This is a genomic window from Wolbachia endosymbiont of Drosophila barbarae (genome assembly GCF_044752445.1).
GTDB classification, from domain to species: Bacteria; Pseudomonadota; Alphaproteobacteria; order Rickettsiales; family Anaplasmataceae; genus Wolbachia; species Wolbachia pipientis.
Window position 1 is genome coordinate 1 of record NZ_JBIXJM010000233.1, and the last position, 15,962, is coordinate 15,962.

A 15,962-nucleotide genomic window follows, 5' to 3' on the forward strand; every position below is an offset into this window, starting at 1 on the left:
ATATAACTTTTCATAGTAATCAATGCCCTTCTCTACATATTCCTGTCCATACTTTAGCATACTATAAAAAATGCACGCCAATTTCCTAGCCGTAGCGGTAATCGCTTTCGGTGCTCCTAGTCGTTTTTTTAACCTTCTGCAATATGCAACAATCCCACTGTTGCTTCTTGACACACATTGGGCAGCCATCCTAAAAGCATTTGCAGCACGAGCAATAACTTTGCGAGTTCTCGTCCCAAATACTTTTTCCCCTGTAACTTTATTAGCAGGACTTAGCCCCAACCAAGAAGTAAAGTGCTTCTCTGATGGCCATTTATCGTGGTTCAAACCAACTTCTGAGATAATTGTTTGTATAGTTAGCACATCAAGCCCAGGAACTTTAGTAAAATCAATACCGGTTACTCTATACAGTTCTTCGTGTAAAGGAAAGTCTGGTCTGTTTTTTGAAAACCTATTCTTTATTTTGCTGCATCGCTTATTCTCGTCAGATTTTGTTTCAAATGTTTTGTAATATTGTTCGATGCTTTTGTCGCATTCTGCTATTTTTTCCTGATAAATATTATACAATTCAAATTCTTGCTTTAACACAAATAAGAGTTCCTTTCTGTAGTCGCCTTTTAGCGCTTTTGCCATGGTAGATCTATCATTTTTTATCCGTACATCTCTCAATTCTGATAATTTTTCAGGATTCCTTTCACCTTCAATTATTGCTTTGATAATTTGCATACCGGTTACTCCAGTAATATCACTTATGACTTTGTGTAATTGAACGTTCATTTGAATTAACGCTTTTTGCATACGTAGAATATGTGTGGATGCACTTTCAATCAGGTTGCTACGTTGCCTAACGTAATTACGCAACACACACATTTGATCATCAGGTCTAAACGACCCATGGAGTAATCCATAGCTGTGTAATTGTTGTAACCATTGACAGTCTTGAACGTCGGATTTTCTACCAGGCACGTTCTTAATATATCGTGCATTTACCAATTTTACCTCAAATCCATATGACTCAAGTATTTGAAACAAAGGAATCCAATATACTCCTGTTGATTCCATAGCTACTGTTCTAATTTTACATTTCTTTAACCACCCTGCTAAGTTATGAAGATCAACTGTAAAGCATCCAAATTTTTTGACACGTTGTTCATCTCTTCCTTCAGGTACACATACATAATGTACAGCTGAGCCGATATCAATTCCTGCTGTATCAGGATTCACTATTTCTAGTTTACTTTTTGCCTTTATCATGGTAATTATCCTACTATAACTTATAATGGAGAAGCACTTAAGCTTGGGACGGTTAGATTATACAATCTTCTAATCGAGGTAGTCATAATAGACTCCATCAGTGGTTTAACCGTTCCTCCAAAACCACGCTCCTAAACGGGCACTTAAGCACCATTGATCAGTCGGTTATAACTGCAGAAGTACTTCTTGATAAATTATATATAAAAATTGCTATGGAAGTGAAGAAATAGTTTCTTTCCGGTTTAACAAGATTTTTTTCTTGTTCGACGCTCCTATAGAATTTTCAATTTTCCTGTTAGTCTGCTTATTCGACACCTTTTTAATATTATGAGTCCTCTTAAAACTTCGACAAATAGCCGCAGTCTTAGTCTTGTCACGTACTTTACTTGCACAACCTTCTATTTCCTTTAATAAACTAATCAGATTTGCTGGTGAAAAATCCTCACTAGTATTGTTTAAAATTGTATGAGCGATACTTTGCAAATTTTTCTTCTGACAATACTGGTTGATTATTTTTTTACGCGTATCTGTACCTAATGTAGGAATCTCAATGTGATTGCATAAACGACCTCCCCTAACAAGTGCCTTATCTAAAATACCTATATGATTAGTTGCAGCAATCACCGTCACACCTTTTACATGGTCAGAGCCATCAATTTTAGTTAAGAAATGTTTTAAATATCGTATATTATCATCAGAACTATACGCTTTGCCAAAGCCTTCAATTTCATCTATAAAAACTATACAAGGAGCATTTTCTTCTGCTTTTTTAAAAAGATCATTTATATTTTTTATATTAAACAAACTAGAACCAGAAACACTTATAAATGCAGATGTATCTTTAGTTTCACTCGCAATTGCCTTAGCAATCATAGTCTTACCAGTTCCTGGTAGACCATGCAAAATGTATCCTTCTCCTTTTTTTAGAGCCGCATCTGATTCTTTTTGTGATTCATAAATCTCTTTCAGCTTTTGTTTCTTATCATTTGGAAGTATAACATCATCAAATGTTGTCTTATATCTTTTTTTACCTTTTTCATAAAACTTCATCTGCAGCTCTTCTTTTACTTCAACTTCCTTTATGAGACTACTAAGCCTTTCTTCCACTGCATCTTCTATTAACTTTTTCACTTCATCTTTTGCAGCACCATTAAGCCCTGCCTTTAGCTCTTCTTTTGTTGCAGCGCTTGTCCCTAGCTCTTTCACTTCATTGTTAAGCTTATTTAGCTCCTCTTTTGTTGCAACACTAGCAATCTTTACCTTTAGCTCTTCCACTTCATCTTTTGTTGCAGCACCATTAGCTTGCCTTGAAATTTCATCTAATTTTGTTTCGAGATCACTAACTTTCTTATTTAGCCCTTCTTTTGTTGCAGCGCTTGTCCCTAGCTCTTTCACTTCATTACTAAGCTTATTTATCTCTTCTTGTGTTGCAGCACTAGCAATCTTTGCCTTTAGCTCTTCCACTTCATCTTTTGTTGCAGCACCATTAGCTTGCCTTGAAATTTCATCTAATTTTGTTTCGAGATCACTAACTTTCTTATTTAGCCCTTTAATTTGAGGTTCTAAGCTTTGTATTGTATTTTCTTGCTCTGCAGCTAATTCAGTTTTTTCATTAAGCTCCGCTCCTTGAGCAGCTAATTTTTTATTTCGACTAATCATCTTGCATGAAAGTGCGAGTATCAAAGTAGATAGTATAGATAAACTCAAGGCAACAGGAAGAGCTACATTAAAGGCTGCAATTGGAGATAAGAATGCAACATAAGGAGCAACAGCAAGTGTCCCAGACGCAAGCAATACCAAAGTAGCAAGAGCACCAGCTATAAGATATGGTGCATTGGTTTTACTATACAAATCCCTCATTATTCCCTCATACTAATAATGATTACAATAGCATGGATATTAAAGGAAGTAAAGCTATAAAAATCAGTATAAGTCTATATTCACTATGTATTTTCCGTCTTCAGTTTCAAGCTCAGACTGCATCCACTCTATCGTTTCCGCATTGGAAACTGCCTGCAAATCATCCTGTGCAGATTGATTCAATTTATCCTCTCGTAGATCTGCTTTTATCATCAACTTTTTTATCAGATGCTTAACTGATACATTATTATCTGCCTTTATCTTTCTGATAATGTTTAATATCTGAATAACATTATCTCCCATTTCCTCTGAATATTTATCGTAGATAAGTTCTTCTTTGCTCGGCCAATTGCTTTTATTGTGTACAGAATTATAACTATACAATTGGTGGTATATCTCTTCTGTAATGTAAGGCAAGAAAGGTGCAAATAACCGCAAAATAATATTCAGTACATACGCCAAGCTTTGTTTTGCACTTAAACTGCTTCCGTACGCGCGTTTTTTTACTAATTCCAAGTAGTTATCACAAAAATCCTTCCAAAAAAATTCTTCTACTGCGCCCAAAGCTTCGCAGTATTCAAACTGTAATAGGTTATTCGTTGCTTTACCTATTACTTTGTACAGCTTAGACAGTATCCATTTATCCATCGTCTCACTGATGGAATTTATGCTTACTGTTTGATGCTTTTCCATGAACATGGAAACAAACTTGCTAGCGTTCCAAAGTTTTGTAACGAGGCGCTTGCCAATTTTGAATATATTTTCAGAGTAGACTGTATCAACTCCAAGCCTTGAGTTCGCTGCCCAATAGCGCACTACATCAGCTCCATAAGTTTCAAGTATTACATGAGGAGTAATGATGTTACCCTTTGATTTACTCATCTTTTTCTTATCATCTGCTAAACACCAACCGCTGATCATAATGTTTTTCCAAGGTAAAGAATTTGCATGATAATGTGCCTTTAAAATAGTATAAAAAGCCCAAGTTCTTATTATCTCATGGCTCTGGCTGCGCAGATCTGCAGGAAATATCGTATCATAGCGATGATTTGGTAAACTAAACTCACTGTTTACTGCCAGTGCACTCAGTTGAGGAGTAATTGAACTTGTGGCCCAGGTATCCATTACATCTTGATCTGGGATAACCTCTTCTTTGCTATACCCTTTTGGCAAATCTTTGAGTGGATCTATAGTTAGGTCCTTTATCTCAGCTAGAATAATTTTACCTTCTTCTCCCTTACGTTTAGAATACCACGCTGGAAATGGCACACCAAAATAACGTTGCCTTGAGATGCACCAGTCCCAATTTAGCCCTTCTATCCACACTTCCATACGTTTACGCATAGTAGCTGGATGCCAATTGCATTCTTTTACTTTATCTAATACTTGAGCTTTTTGCTCTAAGGTCTTGATAAACCATTGATAAGTAGGTAATATCTCAAGTGGTGCACCAGATCTTTCTGCACACTTAACAGAATGAGAAATGCTAGTGCTTTCTATCAAAAGTCCTTTTTTAGTTAGGATTTCGATCATCCTCTTTCTTGCTGCTGTAACTTTCAATCCATTTATTTCATCGTAGATTCCAGTGTCAGCTACTTTCATGACGCCGGGGTGTGGTGGAATGACATCATCTAGGTCCATCCTCCCATCCTGATCGATGATAATTTTCATCGGCAGATTATGCTTTTGCTGCCAATATATATCGAGCTCATCACCAAACGTACAGCACATAACAAGCCCAGTGCCTTTATCTATTTTGACCTTATCGTCAGCAATGATTAGTACTTTTTCCTTTGTAATTGGCACTACCGCTGTTTTTCCAATCAGGTGGGTGTAGCGCGCATCCTCTGGATGGCAAAAAACTGCAACACATGCGGGAAGTAACTCAGGTCGCGTAGTTGCAATATTGACTTGCTCATTTTCTTGAGTAGAGAAAACTATCGTGTTTAAGGATGACTCAAAAACTTTATCTTCTACTTCTGCTTGCGCAATTGCGGTTTTATCAACCGGGTCCCAAAGGATAGGCTGCATTTTTCTATATGCATATCCCTTATTATATAGATCAATAAACGACATCTGTGAAAGCGTCACAGTTTCCTTGCTGATCGTGTGATATTCCAAATCCCAGTCATAACTAATGCCGACCGATTTAAATAGTTCCTTGAATTCTTGCTTTGATTTTTCAATAACCTCATGGCACATCTCTATAAATTTTTCCCTGCCAACTTCTTTTGCGCGGGTTTTATAGGTTTGCTCAACCAATCTTTCAGTGGGAAGCCCATTATCATCAAACCCAATTGGGTAAAACACATCTTTTCCCAGCATGCGCTGAAACCTTGCAATAAAGTCCGTGTGGCAATAGCTAAATATATGGCCAATATGCAATTTACCCGATATTGTCGGTGGAGGTGTGTCTATAGTGAAAGTGTTATCCTTTTCACCATTCCACCTGTAAACTTTACTGCCTTCCCATAATATGTTGCATTTGTCTTCAACTTCTTTAAAGCCGTATTTTTCTTTTAACATAAATATTTCTCAATTTTAAACCTTAAGCTAGCAACGTTATACCGCCGCGGTATCTCTAGATCCCGCTAACAAGCAGCGGAATGACGATGGTCGGTAAACCTAAATTACTTTAGCTATAGCACAATTAAGTAAATACGGCAATTTTACGCCAAAATTTTTTGTTTACGAACATAAATTTTCTATGCTATGATAAAAATATTACTTGACCTTAGGTTCTAAGGGTATTATGTAATGTTAATTATATATATCGAGGTTTAATATATTTATGGAAGTTAATGGTACAATAAAGGTTATCAATAATGAAATAATGCTTATTATAGCGCAAGATGATTTTAAAAAATTTCAAGAGTATGAAAACATTTCAAGTTCTAAAAAGTTTTATGCGGGTTTTTCACTAGGTAATAAGCAATTATATATTACCGGTTTGTTTGAAAAAGAAAAAAAAAATCAAGGAGATAATATTGTAATCATGCCTATATCTTCAGCTAAGAAACAAGGTGACAGAAAAGCTTTTACTACTGCAACAGAAATAAAAACCCTGTTGGGCCTTGATAATACAAAAAAAGAAGTTGAGGTACAGATGCTTCAACATCCCCAAAACCAATTAGAAGAATTGAAACCTAAAATACAAGAATTAGAAGCTGCAAAGAAGAAAGCTGAGGAGGAATTGAGAACTAAAACACAAGAATTACAAGATCAATTGGACACAGCTCAGCAGGAAAAACAAGACTTAGAAGCTGAAGTGGAAAAACTAAAGGCAATAGATTCTACAGCGTTACAGCAGCATTTAGAAGAGAAAAATGCTAAAATAACAGAATTGGAAGCATTAGATGCTGTGGTGTTACAGCAAAAGTTAACAGAGAAAGAGAATGAAATGACAGCATTAAAAGCTCAACAAAATACACAAGAAGTTGCGAACTTACAGCAACAGTTACAAGCTAAAGATGAGGAAATAACACAATTAAAAGCTCAAGTTCAGCAGTTGCAAGCTAAAAATGCTGAAGTTGTGGAGTTAAATAAACAATTAGAAGAGAGTAAAAGTCTTGTTGATAAATTACAGAAGGAAAAACAAACATTAGAAGATAAAAGCAAAACAACTGAGCAACCAAAACAAGGCAATGGAGCGAAGTACACCGCTACTGTTGGTGTTGGTCTTGCTGCTGGACTGATAGCATTTACTGCACTTGAACATACAGTTAGGTTAGAGATGTTAGTAATAATTGGTATAGCAGTAACATCTGCACTCGTAGCTGGTGGTATTACATATGCAGCATTACCTAGTACTCAAGTAGATGGGACGAAAGCACAAGGAGTAAATGGGAATAAAAATAAAGGGAGGCAATAAGGGTTGAGCCATACGCGTCAAGTAAAACACTTGACGCAAACTTCAGTTTTTATATTCCTTCATTAGCATAATATAATTTTGTGCTGATTGTGTAATATGTTTAATTTCTTCATTCGACATCTTTTTGAAGAACTTTGCTGGCCTACCAGCCCATATTTCTCCACTTTTTATCACTTTTTCGTGTGTTACCAGTGAGCCAGCAGCTACCATAGCTTCAGGCTCCACAACTGCATGGTCCATCACGGTAGAGCCCATACCAATAAACGCCTTATCATGCACCGTGCATGCGTGCAACACACAAAAATGTCCTACTGTTACCATGCTGCCAATAATTGTGTCACCACCTGGGTTTCTATCCACATGAATTACCGTTCCATCTTGAATATTTGTTCCATCACCTATTTTTATTGATCCAACGTCCCCTCTGACCACACAATTAAACCAGATGCTTGCATCTCTTCCTATTTCAACCTTACCTATGATATGCGAACCACCCGCGATGAAAGCACTTTCGTCTATTTTTGGTTCATAATCTTTGTATTTTAAAATGTGATACATATTAAGCCCAAAGTCTTATGCATATGTTAATCAAAATAAGGTAGGCAGTAAATACATACTTAGATTTCAAACTACTTGGGTGACAGATGTTCTTGACTTACGTGCTTTGTACTGCTAAGATTTTTATTTTCAGCCCTATCTATAATGTCAGTAGCGGTATTAAGTATATTTCAAATAATATTGGTTGTTGTGTTAGTAATTTTAGTGCTCTTGCAGCCGCCTGGAAGTAGTTCGTTAAGTGGTTTTAGTAATACACAACAGGGGGTCAATTCGATGATTCCGGTGAAATCTTCTGAAAACCCGCTCAGCAGAATAACGGCTATTGTTGCTGGATTGTTTATTATAAACACATTGCTATTGTCAGGATTATGTTCAAAAGACGTACATAAAAAATCGATCGCAGAAAAAATTATATTAGAAAAAAAGCAAGAAAGTGAATCTACTTCTGTTCCATTTGAAAATTAATGAAGGAAGCTAAATTTATCTTTGTCACAGGTGGAGTTGTGTCATCGCTTGGTAAAGGCTTAGTTGCTTCAAGCGTTGGTGCGCTTCTTCAAGCTCACGGTTTTAAGATCCGTATCAGAAAACTTGACCCGTATCTCAACATTGATCCTGGAACAATGAACCCAACTCAGCACGGAGAGGTATTTGTTACCGAAGATGGTGCTGAAACTGATTTGGATCTTGGGCATTATGAGCGTTTTACTGGAATTAAAGCAACAAAAGATGACAATATAACAACTGGTAAGATATATCATGAGTTATTGAAGAAAGAGAGGCGTGGTGATTATCTGGGCAAAACTGTGCAAGTCATTCCTCATGTAACAGATTTGATCAAATCGTTCATTTTTAATGGTACGGAAGGTTTAGATTTTGTAATATGTGAAATAGGTGGAACTGTAGGTGACATTGAAAGCCAACCATTTTTGGAGGCTATACGCCAAGTTAACTACACATTAGGAAAACAAAGAGTTATCCTTATTCACTTAACTTTAATACCATATCTTACCGCAGCGCAAGAATTAAAGACAAAGCCAACGCAGCATTCAGTTCGAGAGTTAAATTCCGCGGGGTTACAACCAGATATTATATTATGCCGCAGTGAGAAAGAAATTTTCGATAATCAAAGAGAGAAAATAGCTAAGCTTTGCAATGTTTCTTTATCCAATGTGATACCTGCCCCTGATGTGAGTCATATATATGAGTTACCGGTGTTGTATAGCCAATGTGGGCTTGATACGCAAATTTTGGAGCACTTTCATTTAAGTAAGCCAAAACCAAGCTTGACTGAATGGGATCAAATAGTGCATTCCATAAGGCACCCAACACAGGAAGTTACTGTATCTATAGTGGGAAAATACACCGAATTCCCTGATGCATACAAATCACTGGTTGAAGCATTAAATCATGGTGCGATTAGTAATAAAGTCAAAGTAAAGATAAATTGGGTTAACTCAAGAGAGAAGGAAGAAAAACCTATAAATGAAAAACTTATAGGAGAGAAATTACAGAATTCTCATGCAATCCTTGTTCCAGGGGGGTTTGGTGATGACGGAGTAGAGGGTAAAATATTAGCAATAAATTATGCCCGTACAAATAATATCCCATTTTTCGGAATTTGCCTTGGTATGCAGCTTGCAATTATTGAATTTGCTCGTAATGTTGTTAAGCTTGAAGATGTACACTCTGAAGAATTTCGTAACTGTAAACATCCAATCGTTAAGTTAGCTGGCGATCAAGATGACGATCTTGGTGGAACCATGAGACTTGGAGCATACAAATGTAATATAAATGCAAACTCTAAAATGATGGATGCATATAGTAACACTACTATTTCAGAAAGACACAGGCATAGATACATAATCAATTCAGATTATAAAGATGATTTGGAAAAAAATGGGCTGCTATGCAGTGGCATATCAGAAGATGGAACGTGCATAGAGGCAGTGGAGTTAGAGAGTCATCCGTGGTTTATCGGTGTGCAGTTTCATCCAGAATTTCAATCAAAGCCGTTTTCTCCTCATCCTCTTTTTGTATCATTTATTGAAGCAGCAGTTAATAAAATTTAAAAGAAGAAGATTAGCAAAGGAAAGTGTTCAAGTATCAATATATGGAGCTTGCCATAGAGCAAGCCAAACTTGCTCAGAAAAATGGTGAGGTGCCAATAGGTGCTGTAATGGTTAGTGGAGACAATATCATTTCTTCTGCACACAATATATCCAGCGATCCAACTGCACATGCAGAGATGTTAGCGATCAGACAAGCATTTTCAACTCCCACGCTTTGTGATGCTGATATGTACGTAACATTAGAACCATGTCCGATGTGTGCTCAAGCTATTTCCTTTGCCAGAATTAAACGATTGTACTTTGGAGCTTATAATCCAAAAGGTGGAGGAATTGAAAATGGTGCTAAGATATTTCAATTTTGCAGCCATATACCTGAAGTTTATGGTGGGATATTAGAAACAGAATGCTCTTTTTTGTTAAAGGATTTTTTTGAGAAACTAAGGAACATTTGATAAATCGTCATGCTACTTGTTTTCCGATACAAAATCGTCATCCCGCTACTTGTTAGCGGGATCTATGCTAGGAGATACCGTGACGGTATGGCGGTTAAGTAATTCGTCATTCCAGCGCGTGACGCACAACTATACAAACATTGTCCACCAGCAGGGTGTCATCCGAGTAGCTGACACTGCCCTCCTTTGTCATCCCAGTGCCCTGACTACTTGGATCCAGAAGACTTAATTTTAACCAAGTGGCTGCATAATAAAGGCTGGATTCCAGTGTCAAGCACTGGAATGACATTACAGGGACACTGGGATGACATCATCCTTTTCTCTGGATTCCAGACTGGAATGACAGCAGTCCTACGTCATACCGTCACGGTATCTCTAGATCCCGCTAACAAGCAGCGGGATGACGGTTGTCAGGGTGTCAGCTACTTAGATGAAACCCTTTCCCGGTCTATCAAATCACATAGGAGAAAACTAAGACCAATCAAATTTCTTATCTTGCGGTTTTATTTGCAATATTGCTACCACACTGATTAACAAGCAGAAGACTATATAAAGCCCAGCAGCAAGGTTTGTTTGAGGAAATGTTACAGTCAACCAAATACAAACCATAGGAGTAAATCCTCCATGTAACGCATAAGAGATATTGCGTGATAAGCTCACAGCACTAAATCTAACATTGGTAGGAAAGAGTTCAGATGCAACTATTCCTATGGGAACTATACCCCTTTCTATTATAGAGAGAACCATTACGCTCAACGCAATCACAAGATAATTTTTATAGTAATATGCAATAGATAACGCAGGACAACACAGTGCCATTGTAATTGCTATAAATAAGATTGCAGTGCGCTCTTTTCCAACTTTATCAGCCAACATTCCAAACGCTATTGAAGATATCGGCATTAATACACTGGTTATAATCAATACAATTTCGTTGATATATGTTGTTACATAAACATCCACTGATGCTATTTCCTTTGCGAGAGTTCGAAGAAATATGGTAAATCCAACAGCAACATTAACAGGTACAGATATTAAAATAGCAAGTATAAGAGCTCTCTTGTGGCGTTTTATAAGCTCTATTATTGGCAAATCAGGTAAATTTCTTTGTTTTCGATTTTTTTCATATGCTGGAGTTTCTTCCAATGTGTATATGCTATACGCGCTAATTAATCCTAAAATAGCTGAGAAAATAAATGGCAATCTCCAACCCCAGGTACAAAAATCAGTAGTTTTTTTGCAGATAATCACTATCACCGCAGAAAGCAAGACGCCAATGGAGCGACCAAAACCCATCATTCCAAAATACATCCCTAAGTTCTCTTTCCTACTGGATAAATGCTCTATAAGATAAACAGAACTTCCTTGTTCACCACCAAGTGCAATTCCTTGTGTTATATGGATTGCAAGAAGCAATATAGTAGAAATTATACCTACTTGATTGTGACTTGGAATAAATGCAATGAGACTTGATGGTATCGATATTAGCAAGATAGTAATTATTAATGCTATCCTCCTTCCATACCTGTCACCAACGTGACCAAATATGAATGCACCAAGTGGCCTTACAATTGCACCTAGCCCTACAATTCCAAATAATTGCAGTATGTTACTGTAGACATCTTTTGCAAAATAAAACTCTCTGCTGATTATGTTAATCAAATCAATAAAAAGCATGTAGTCATACCATATTGCGATTCTGCAGAGTATGGTTGATATCAACACCCTTGTTTGCACTAAATTCAATTCGTAAATGTTTGCTTATTCTATTCTGGCTGCTTTTTGGGATTTTACAACCTAAACATATGGAGTTGACTTTTTTATTATGGTGTGTGATAATTGCAGTGTTATTAAGTTTAGTGGTAAAGTTATAATGAATATAGCTTATTTAGCAGCACTTATAGCAGCAGTAATACTTTGTGCTATAATGTGTATAAGCATTTTCTTTATATTATTTAAGGGAATTAAAGAACATTTAGATTCAAAAGGATTTCTATCTCTTCTGAAAACAGTAGGTGTAATTTCTATAATACTATCAATTATATCTCTCCCACTTATTATATTAAGCCTTACTACTCCGTCACCTCTGGTAGTAGGTATAGTAGGTGGTATCGTTGGTGCTATTTCCATAATACCATTAATAGTAGCTTACATTTTGCTTGTGGCTATATCGAATATCTTTATTACCAAGTCTTTATAAATTTGAGCTAATGTTACTGTCTTCATTTCTTCTTGGTTGTAATATTGCTGAAAGTTATCTATTTCCATAGGTATAACATATAATCTGATTTTATAAGATATTCTACCGGGATTAAAATATCGTAAATCTTAGGCGTTATAAACAAAATTTACAGGAAAAATAAGATGATACTACTCAAAAAGGCAAACAAGACGGTATCTTTCTGGCATAAGTTAGCATTCAGCTTTACCTTTCCTTGCAAGACATTTTAGAGCTATTATGTCTTACTCCTTGAAGATACAAGTTAGCGTTTTTAACCCGAATTCTGGATTGGAGATTAAAAAAACAAGAATATCAATAGCTTATTGTTTTAGCATTTACGATAAAGCAGTAAGCATTTTAAGACTAGTTACTAATTTAGTAAAATTCAAGACTTTCAATAATTTACCTAAAATCTAATCCAGAATTCGGGTTAATAATAAAATCTTGTTTTTTGAAAATGAATTTGGTAAACTTTAAAGATGTATGTGACAATATGGTGATATATTGTTTTTAGTATTTAATAAATTAAAGTACGTACTTGATAATTTTTCTGAACGCTCTAATCAAGCTAAAATAGGTAAGCTAGATAAAATTATTCTTAGTTTAAAATTGGTATAAGGTATTAAGATGAAAAAAATTGAAATTTCAGAATTACTAAAAAGAATTTCAATCTGTTTACTATGCGTGGCAACTATTGTCTCTATCGCTTTTTTGTTTGCCTATATGCATACAATGTTGCTTAGTAAAGGGTATGAGTTAGCTGCACATTATGTTAGTGAAGCTATGCCTTGTGTGTTACTTGTCGTTCTCCTTTTTATTGTTTGGTTTGTATATGATCAAGTATTCAGCAAACTAAAGGAAGTAGAGCTGCCTATATCGATAGAATTAGCTAATTCAGATGATAAAAGAATAACATTTGCTGATGCTATAATTGATGACTCCTTAAAACAACGGTTGCAGATGATTTGCTGTGACCAAATGACAGAAGAAATGCGCAAGCTGTTTGGAAATAAAAGTATTAATTCACTAAGAGGTTACATATTATATGGCCCTCCTGGAAATGGTAAAACACTTATCGCTCGTGCAATTGCAGGTGAATCAAATATGAATTTCATAAGCATCTCAGGTCCTGAACTTATTGGAGTATATATTGGTCATGGTGCACATGCTGTACGCGAGCTTTTTAAAATAGCAAAAAAATATTCTCCTTGTATAGTCTTTATAGATGAAATAGATGCAGTTGCTCAAAAAAGAAGTACCGCTAATAACTCAGCTTACCATTGTCGAGAGAGTTTAACACAGTTGTTAACTGAAATAGATGGATTTAAGAGCAGAAAAGATATAATAGTAATTGGTGCAACTAACCTTATCGGTGGTATAGATCCAGCACTTATTAGACCTGGACGTTTAGGTCAGAAGGTTTATGTCCCTAATCCAAACATAGAGGTGAGACAAAAGATATTGGCACTTTATATGCGAGGTACAAAAACTGATGAAAAGCTAAGCCTCCAAGACATTGCAGACAAGACTGAAGGCTATTCTGGGGCTGAGTTAGAGCAATTAGTGAATGAAGCAAAAATTAGCGCTGGTGCGCAAAGACGGCTTATAGTGAGTGAGGAAGATTTCAGTTACGCGCTTCACAGGTTAAGTCCAGAACAAGAAAGAGATAGAATAAGGTTAGTTTCAAACGTGGAGACACAGACAGAAGTATCTTATTCTATTTAGAGTATAAAACTATCATAAATTTTTCTGTTATTTCCAAATAAATTGCTATTAATTTAACAACATACATTACTAAAAGCTTAAATAATCCAGCCATTTCCAGCAACAAAAAACAGCAAGCGTGAGAAGATTTTTTTTTGGAATGAGTTGGTCATGATGTTTGTAAAACTTAATTTGTACACTTTACTTACCCCCAGTAATTCTGATATAGTTACTTTAGTTAAAGTCTATAAAAGTTTATAAATGGCAACCTTAAGTGTAAGAGAAGCTTTATGCACAGCAATTAGAGAAGAAATGCAAAACGACTCTGATGTGCTTATCATGGGTGAAGAAGTTGCAGAGTATGATGGTGCTTATAAAGTAACGAAAGGATTACTGAAAGAGTTTGGAGAAAACAGAGTAGTTGATACGCCTATTACCGAACATGGATTTGCTGGCCTTGCTGTTGGAGCGGCATTTGCTGGATTAAAGCCAATAGTCGAGTTTATGACTTTTAATTTTTCTATGCAAGCTATTGACCAAATTGTGAATTCCGCAGCAAAAACAAATTATATGTCAGGCGGACAACTTGGATGCCCTATAGTATTTCGTGGACCAAATGGCGCTGCAGCAAGAGTTGCTGCACAACATTCTCAATGCTTTGCAGCTTGGTATTCGCATATACCGGGGTTAAAAGTAATAGCACCCTATTTTGCCTCAGATTGCAGAGGTCTGCTTAAAGCTGCAATTCGTGACCCTAATCCGGTAATATTTCTAGAAAACGAAATAGCTTATGGACATGAGCATGAAGTTTCTGACTCTGAGCTATCAAACAAAGATTATCTACTTGAGATAGGCAAAGCTGCTGTTATACGGGAAGGAAAGGATGTAACTATCACTGCTTTTTCATTAAAATTAATGGATGCCTTAAATGCAGCAGATTTACTTTCGAGTGAAGGTATAGAAGCTGAAGTTATTGACCTCAGAACCTTAAGACCACTTGACACTCAAACTGTTATTAACTCTATTCAGAAGACTAATAGGTTAGTTAGTGTAGAAGAAGGATGGCCATTTGCAGGAATAGGAGCAGAGCTGTCAGCCGTTGTTATGGAACAAGGATTTGACTACCTTGATGCTCCAGTTGTACGTGTAACTGGCAAGGACATCCCCTTACCTTACGCTGCAAATCTAGAAAAAAAAGCATTACCGCAAGTGGAAGATATAATTGAAGCCGTGCATCAGGTCTGTTTTAGAAAAAAATAGTTCTTTTTTGTGTCTCCTGTTCCGCATTGGTCCATCAAAGAAGTATTTCCAGTGCCGCCTATACCACCCATTACTTTTATGACGATAGTTTTAGCACCGAAAAATACAGCACAAAATATACCGAGTGCAAAAAGAGCTGGCCATGGCATTCTACCAAATATCGCAAGCAAAGCTGCACCTATTATCACTACGGTCATAAGCGGTCCGCCTATTCCCCAAACGTAGCCAATAATGTTACATATTACTTGAGCAGTTGTATCAGTATTAGTGTCAGCGGCAGCACTCCCAACATGAGAAAAAGAAATAAATAATACTATAAAAAGAATATTAAAAACTTTCCTAGGGTTCATCTCTATACCTTAAATTTAGATATTGCAATTATACCTAAAATACTATAATTTTTAGTAAAACTAGCATAAAGATTGAATAACAAACGGTGCCACAAAAGTAGTTGACACACAACTGCACAAATATTGTAATATAGACATAGTAAACGATATTATTCCAGTGCTTGACGCTGGAATCCAGACTTTATAGCTCTTTTCATAGAAGTCCGGATGTGATAAGATAAGGATAGAAGATGATAAGGAGGTTGAGTGCCAGCAGCATATAGTTATGACTTAAGGAAAAAAGCAATGGAAGCGCTAGACGAAGGAGAAAGCAGAGAAACAGTGGCAGCAAGATTTAAAATTGGACGAACTACTTTATGGGAG

Annotated in this window: 14 protein-coding genes and 1 pseudogene; 8 read left to right on the top strand and 7 right to left on the bottom strand. The window is 36.2% G+C overall.

Features of this window, described 5'->3' with window-relative positions; genetic code table 11:
- The 3 genes from ACIPNH_RS05425 to ACIPNH_RS05435 all read right to left on the bottom strand — a co-directional run.
- On the bottom strand, positions 1-1,254 hold a 1,254-nt coding region (locus ACIPNH_RS05425), incomplete at its 3' end, for an IS110 family RNA-guided transposase (protein ID WP_400771638.1).
- Positions 1,255-1,464: 210 nt separating this feature from the next.
- Positions 1,465-3,114 (bottom strand): AAA family ATPase, encoded by a 1,650-nt coding sequence (locus ACIPNH_RS05430; RefSeq protein ID WP_400772125.1) that lies wholly within the window; start codon positions 3,112-3,114, stop codon positions 1,465-1,467.
- Positions 3,115-3,177: 63 nt separating this feature from the next.
- Positions 3,178-5,640, bottom strand: coding sequence for a valine--tRNA ligase (locus ACIPNH_RS05435; RefSeq protein WP_400772127.1), 2,463 nt, complete (start codon positions 5,638-5,640; stop codon positions 3,178-3,180).
- Between the two features lie 265 nt (positions 5,641-5,905).
- Between ACIPNH_RS05435 and ACIPNH_RS05440 the strand changes: the two genes are divergently transcribed.
- Positions 5,906-6,985, top strand: a complete 1,080-nt coding sequence (locus ACIPNH_RS05440) for a hypothetical protein (RefSeq protein ID WP_400772129.1) — start codon at positions 5,906-5,908, stop codon at positions 6,983-6,985.
- Positions 6,986-7,027: 42 nt separating this feature from the next.
- Here the strand turns inward: ACIPNH_RS05440 and ACIPNH_RS05445 are convergent, their stop codons facing one another.
- A complete protein-coding gene (locus tag ACIPNH_RS05445; RefSeq protein WP_400772132.1) occupies positions 7,028-7,543 on the bottom strand; it encodes a gamma carbonic anhydrase family protein in 516 nt (171 codons plus the stop codon).
- A gap of 144 nt (positions 7,544-7,687) precedes the next feature.
- Between ACIPNH_RS05445 and secG the strand changes: the two genes are divergently transcribed.
- From secG to ACIPNH_RS06795, 4 genes and pseudogenes are all read left to right on the top strand, one after another.
- Positions 7,688-8,008, top strand: coding sequence for a preprotein translocase subunit SecG (gene secG, locus ACIPNH_RS05450; RefSeq protein ID WP_007548880.1), 321 nt, complete (start codon positions 7,688-7,690; stop codon positions 8,006-8,008).
- Positions 8,008-9,612 carry a CTP synthase gene (locus ACIPNH_RS05455; protein WP_264724151.1) on the top strand — a complete coding sequence of 535 codons (1,605 nt, stop codon included), beginning with the start codon at positions 8,008-8,010 and terminating at the stop codon, positions 9,610-9,612. The genes secG and ACIPNH_RS05455 overlap by 1 nt, the downstream gene beginning before the upstream one ends.
- Positions 9,613-9,653: 41 nt before the next feature.
- Entirely contained in the window at positions 9,654-10,064 is a 411-nt protein-coding gene (locus tag ACIPNH_RS05460) for a nucleoside deaminase (RefSeq protein WP_264724247.1), read from the top strand.
- A 180-nt stretch (positions 10,065-10,244) separates the two neighbouring features.
- Positions 10,245-10,352 (top strand): annotated as a pseudogene (locus tag ACIPNH_RS06795) (WPE palindromic element domain-containing protein); the annotation flags it as partial.
- A 183-nt stretch (positions 10,353-10,535) separates the two neighbouring features.
- On the opposite strand, the gene ACIPNH_RS05475 reads toward ACIPNH_RS06795, so the two are convergent.
- The gene (locus tag ACIPNH_RS05475; RefSeq protein WP_400772143.1) at positions 10,536-11,801 is read right to left on the bottom strand and encodes an MFS transporter; all 1,266 of its coding nucleotides are present in this window, start codon (positions 11,799-11,801) and stop codon (positions 10,536-10,538) included.
- Between the two features lie 147 nt (positions 11,802-11,948).
- Positions 11,949-12,194 carry a hypothetical protein gene (locus ACIPNH_RS05480; RefSeq protein WP_400772136.1) on the bottom strand — a complete coding sequence of 82 codons (246 nt, stop codon included), beginning with the start codon at positions 12,192-12,194 and terminating at the stop codon, positions 11,949-11,951.
- 718 nt (positions 12,195-12,912) lie between these two features.
- Between ACIPNH_RS05480 and ACIPNH_RS05485 the strand changes: the two genes are divergently transcribed.
- Together ACIPNH_RS05485 and ACIPNH_RS05490 are read left to right on the top strand one after the other, a co-directional pair.
- The gene (locus ACIPNH_RS05485; RefSeq protein ID WP_264724149.1) at positions 12,913-14,010 is read left to right on the top strand and encodes an ATP-binding protein; all 1,098 of its coding nucleotides are present in this window, start codon (positions 12,913-12,915) and stop codon (positions 14,008-14,010) included.
- Positions 14,011-14,250: 240 nt separating this feature from the next.
- Entirely contained in the window at positions 14,251-15,249 is a 999-nt protein-coding gene (locus tag ACIPNH_RS05490) for a pyruvate dehydrogenase complex E1 component subunit beta (protein ID WP_400772139.1), read from the top strand.
- Here the strand turns inward: ACIPNH_RS05490 and ACIPNH_RS05495 are convergent.
- Positions 15,225-15,599: a TrbC/VirB2 family protein gene (locus ACIPNH_RS05495; RefSeq protein ID WP_006279664.1), complete on the bottom strand. Its 375-nt coding sequence runs from the start codon at positions 15,597-15,599 to the stop codon at positions 15,225-15,227. The two genes, ACIPNH_RS05490 and ACIPNH_RS05495, sit on opposite strands and share 25 nt — an antisense overlap.
- Before the next feature lie 246 nt (positions 15,600-15,845).
- Here ACIPNH_RS05495 and ACIPNH_RS05500 point away from each other — a divergent pair.
- Positions 15,846-15,962 (top strand): IS630 transposase-related protein (locus ACIPNH_RS05500; protein WP_400771409.1); only part of this gene is annotated, 117 nt, incomplete at its 3' end.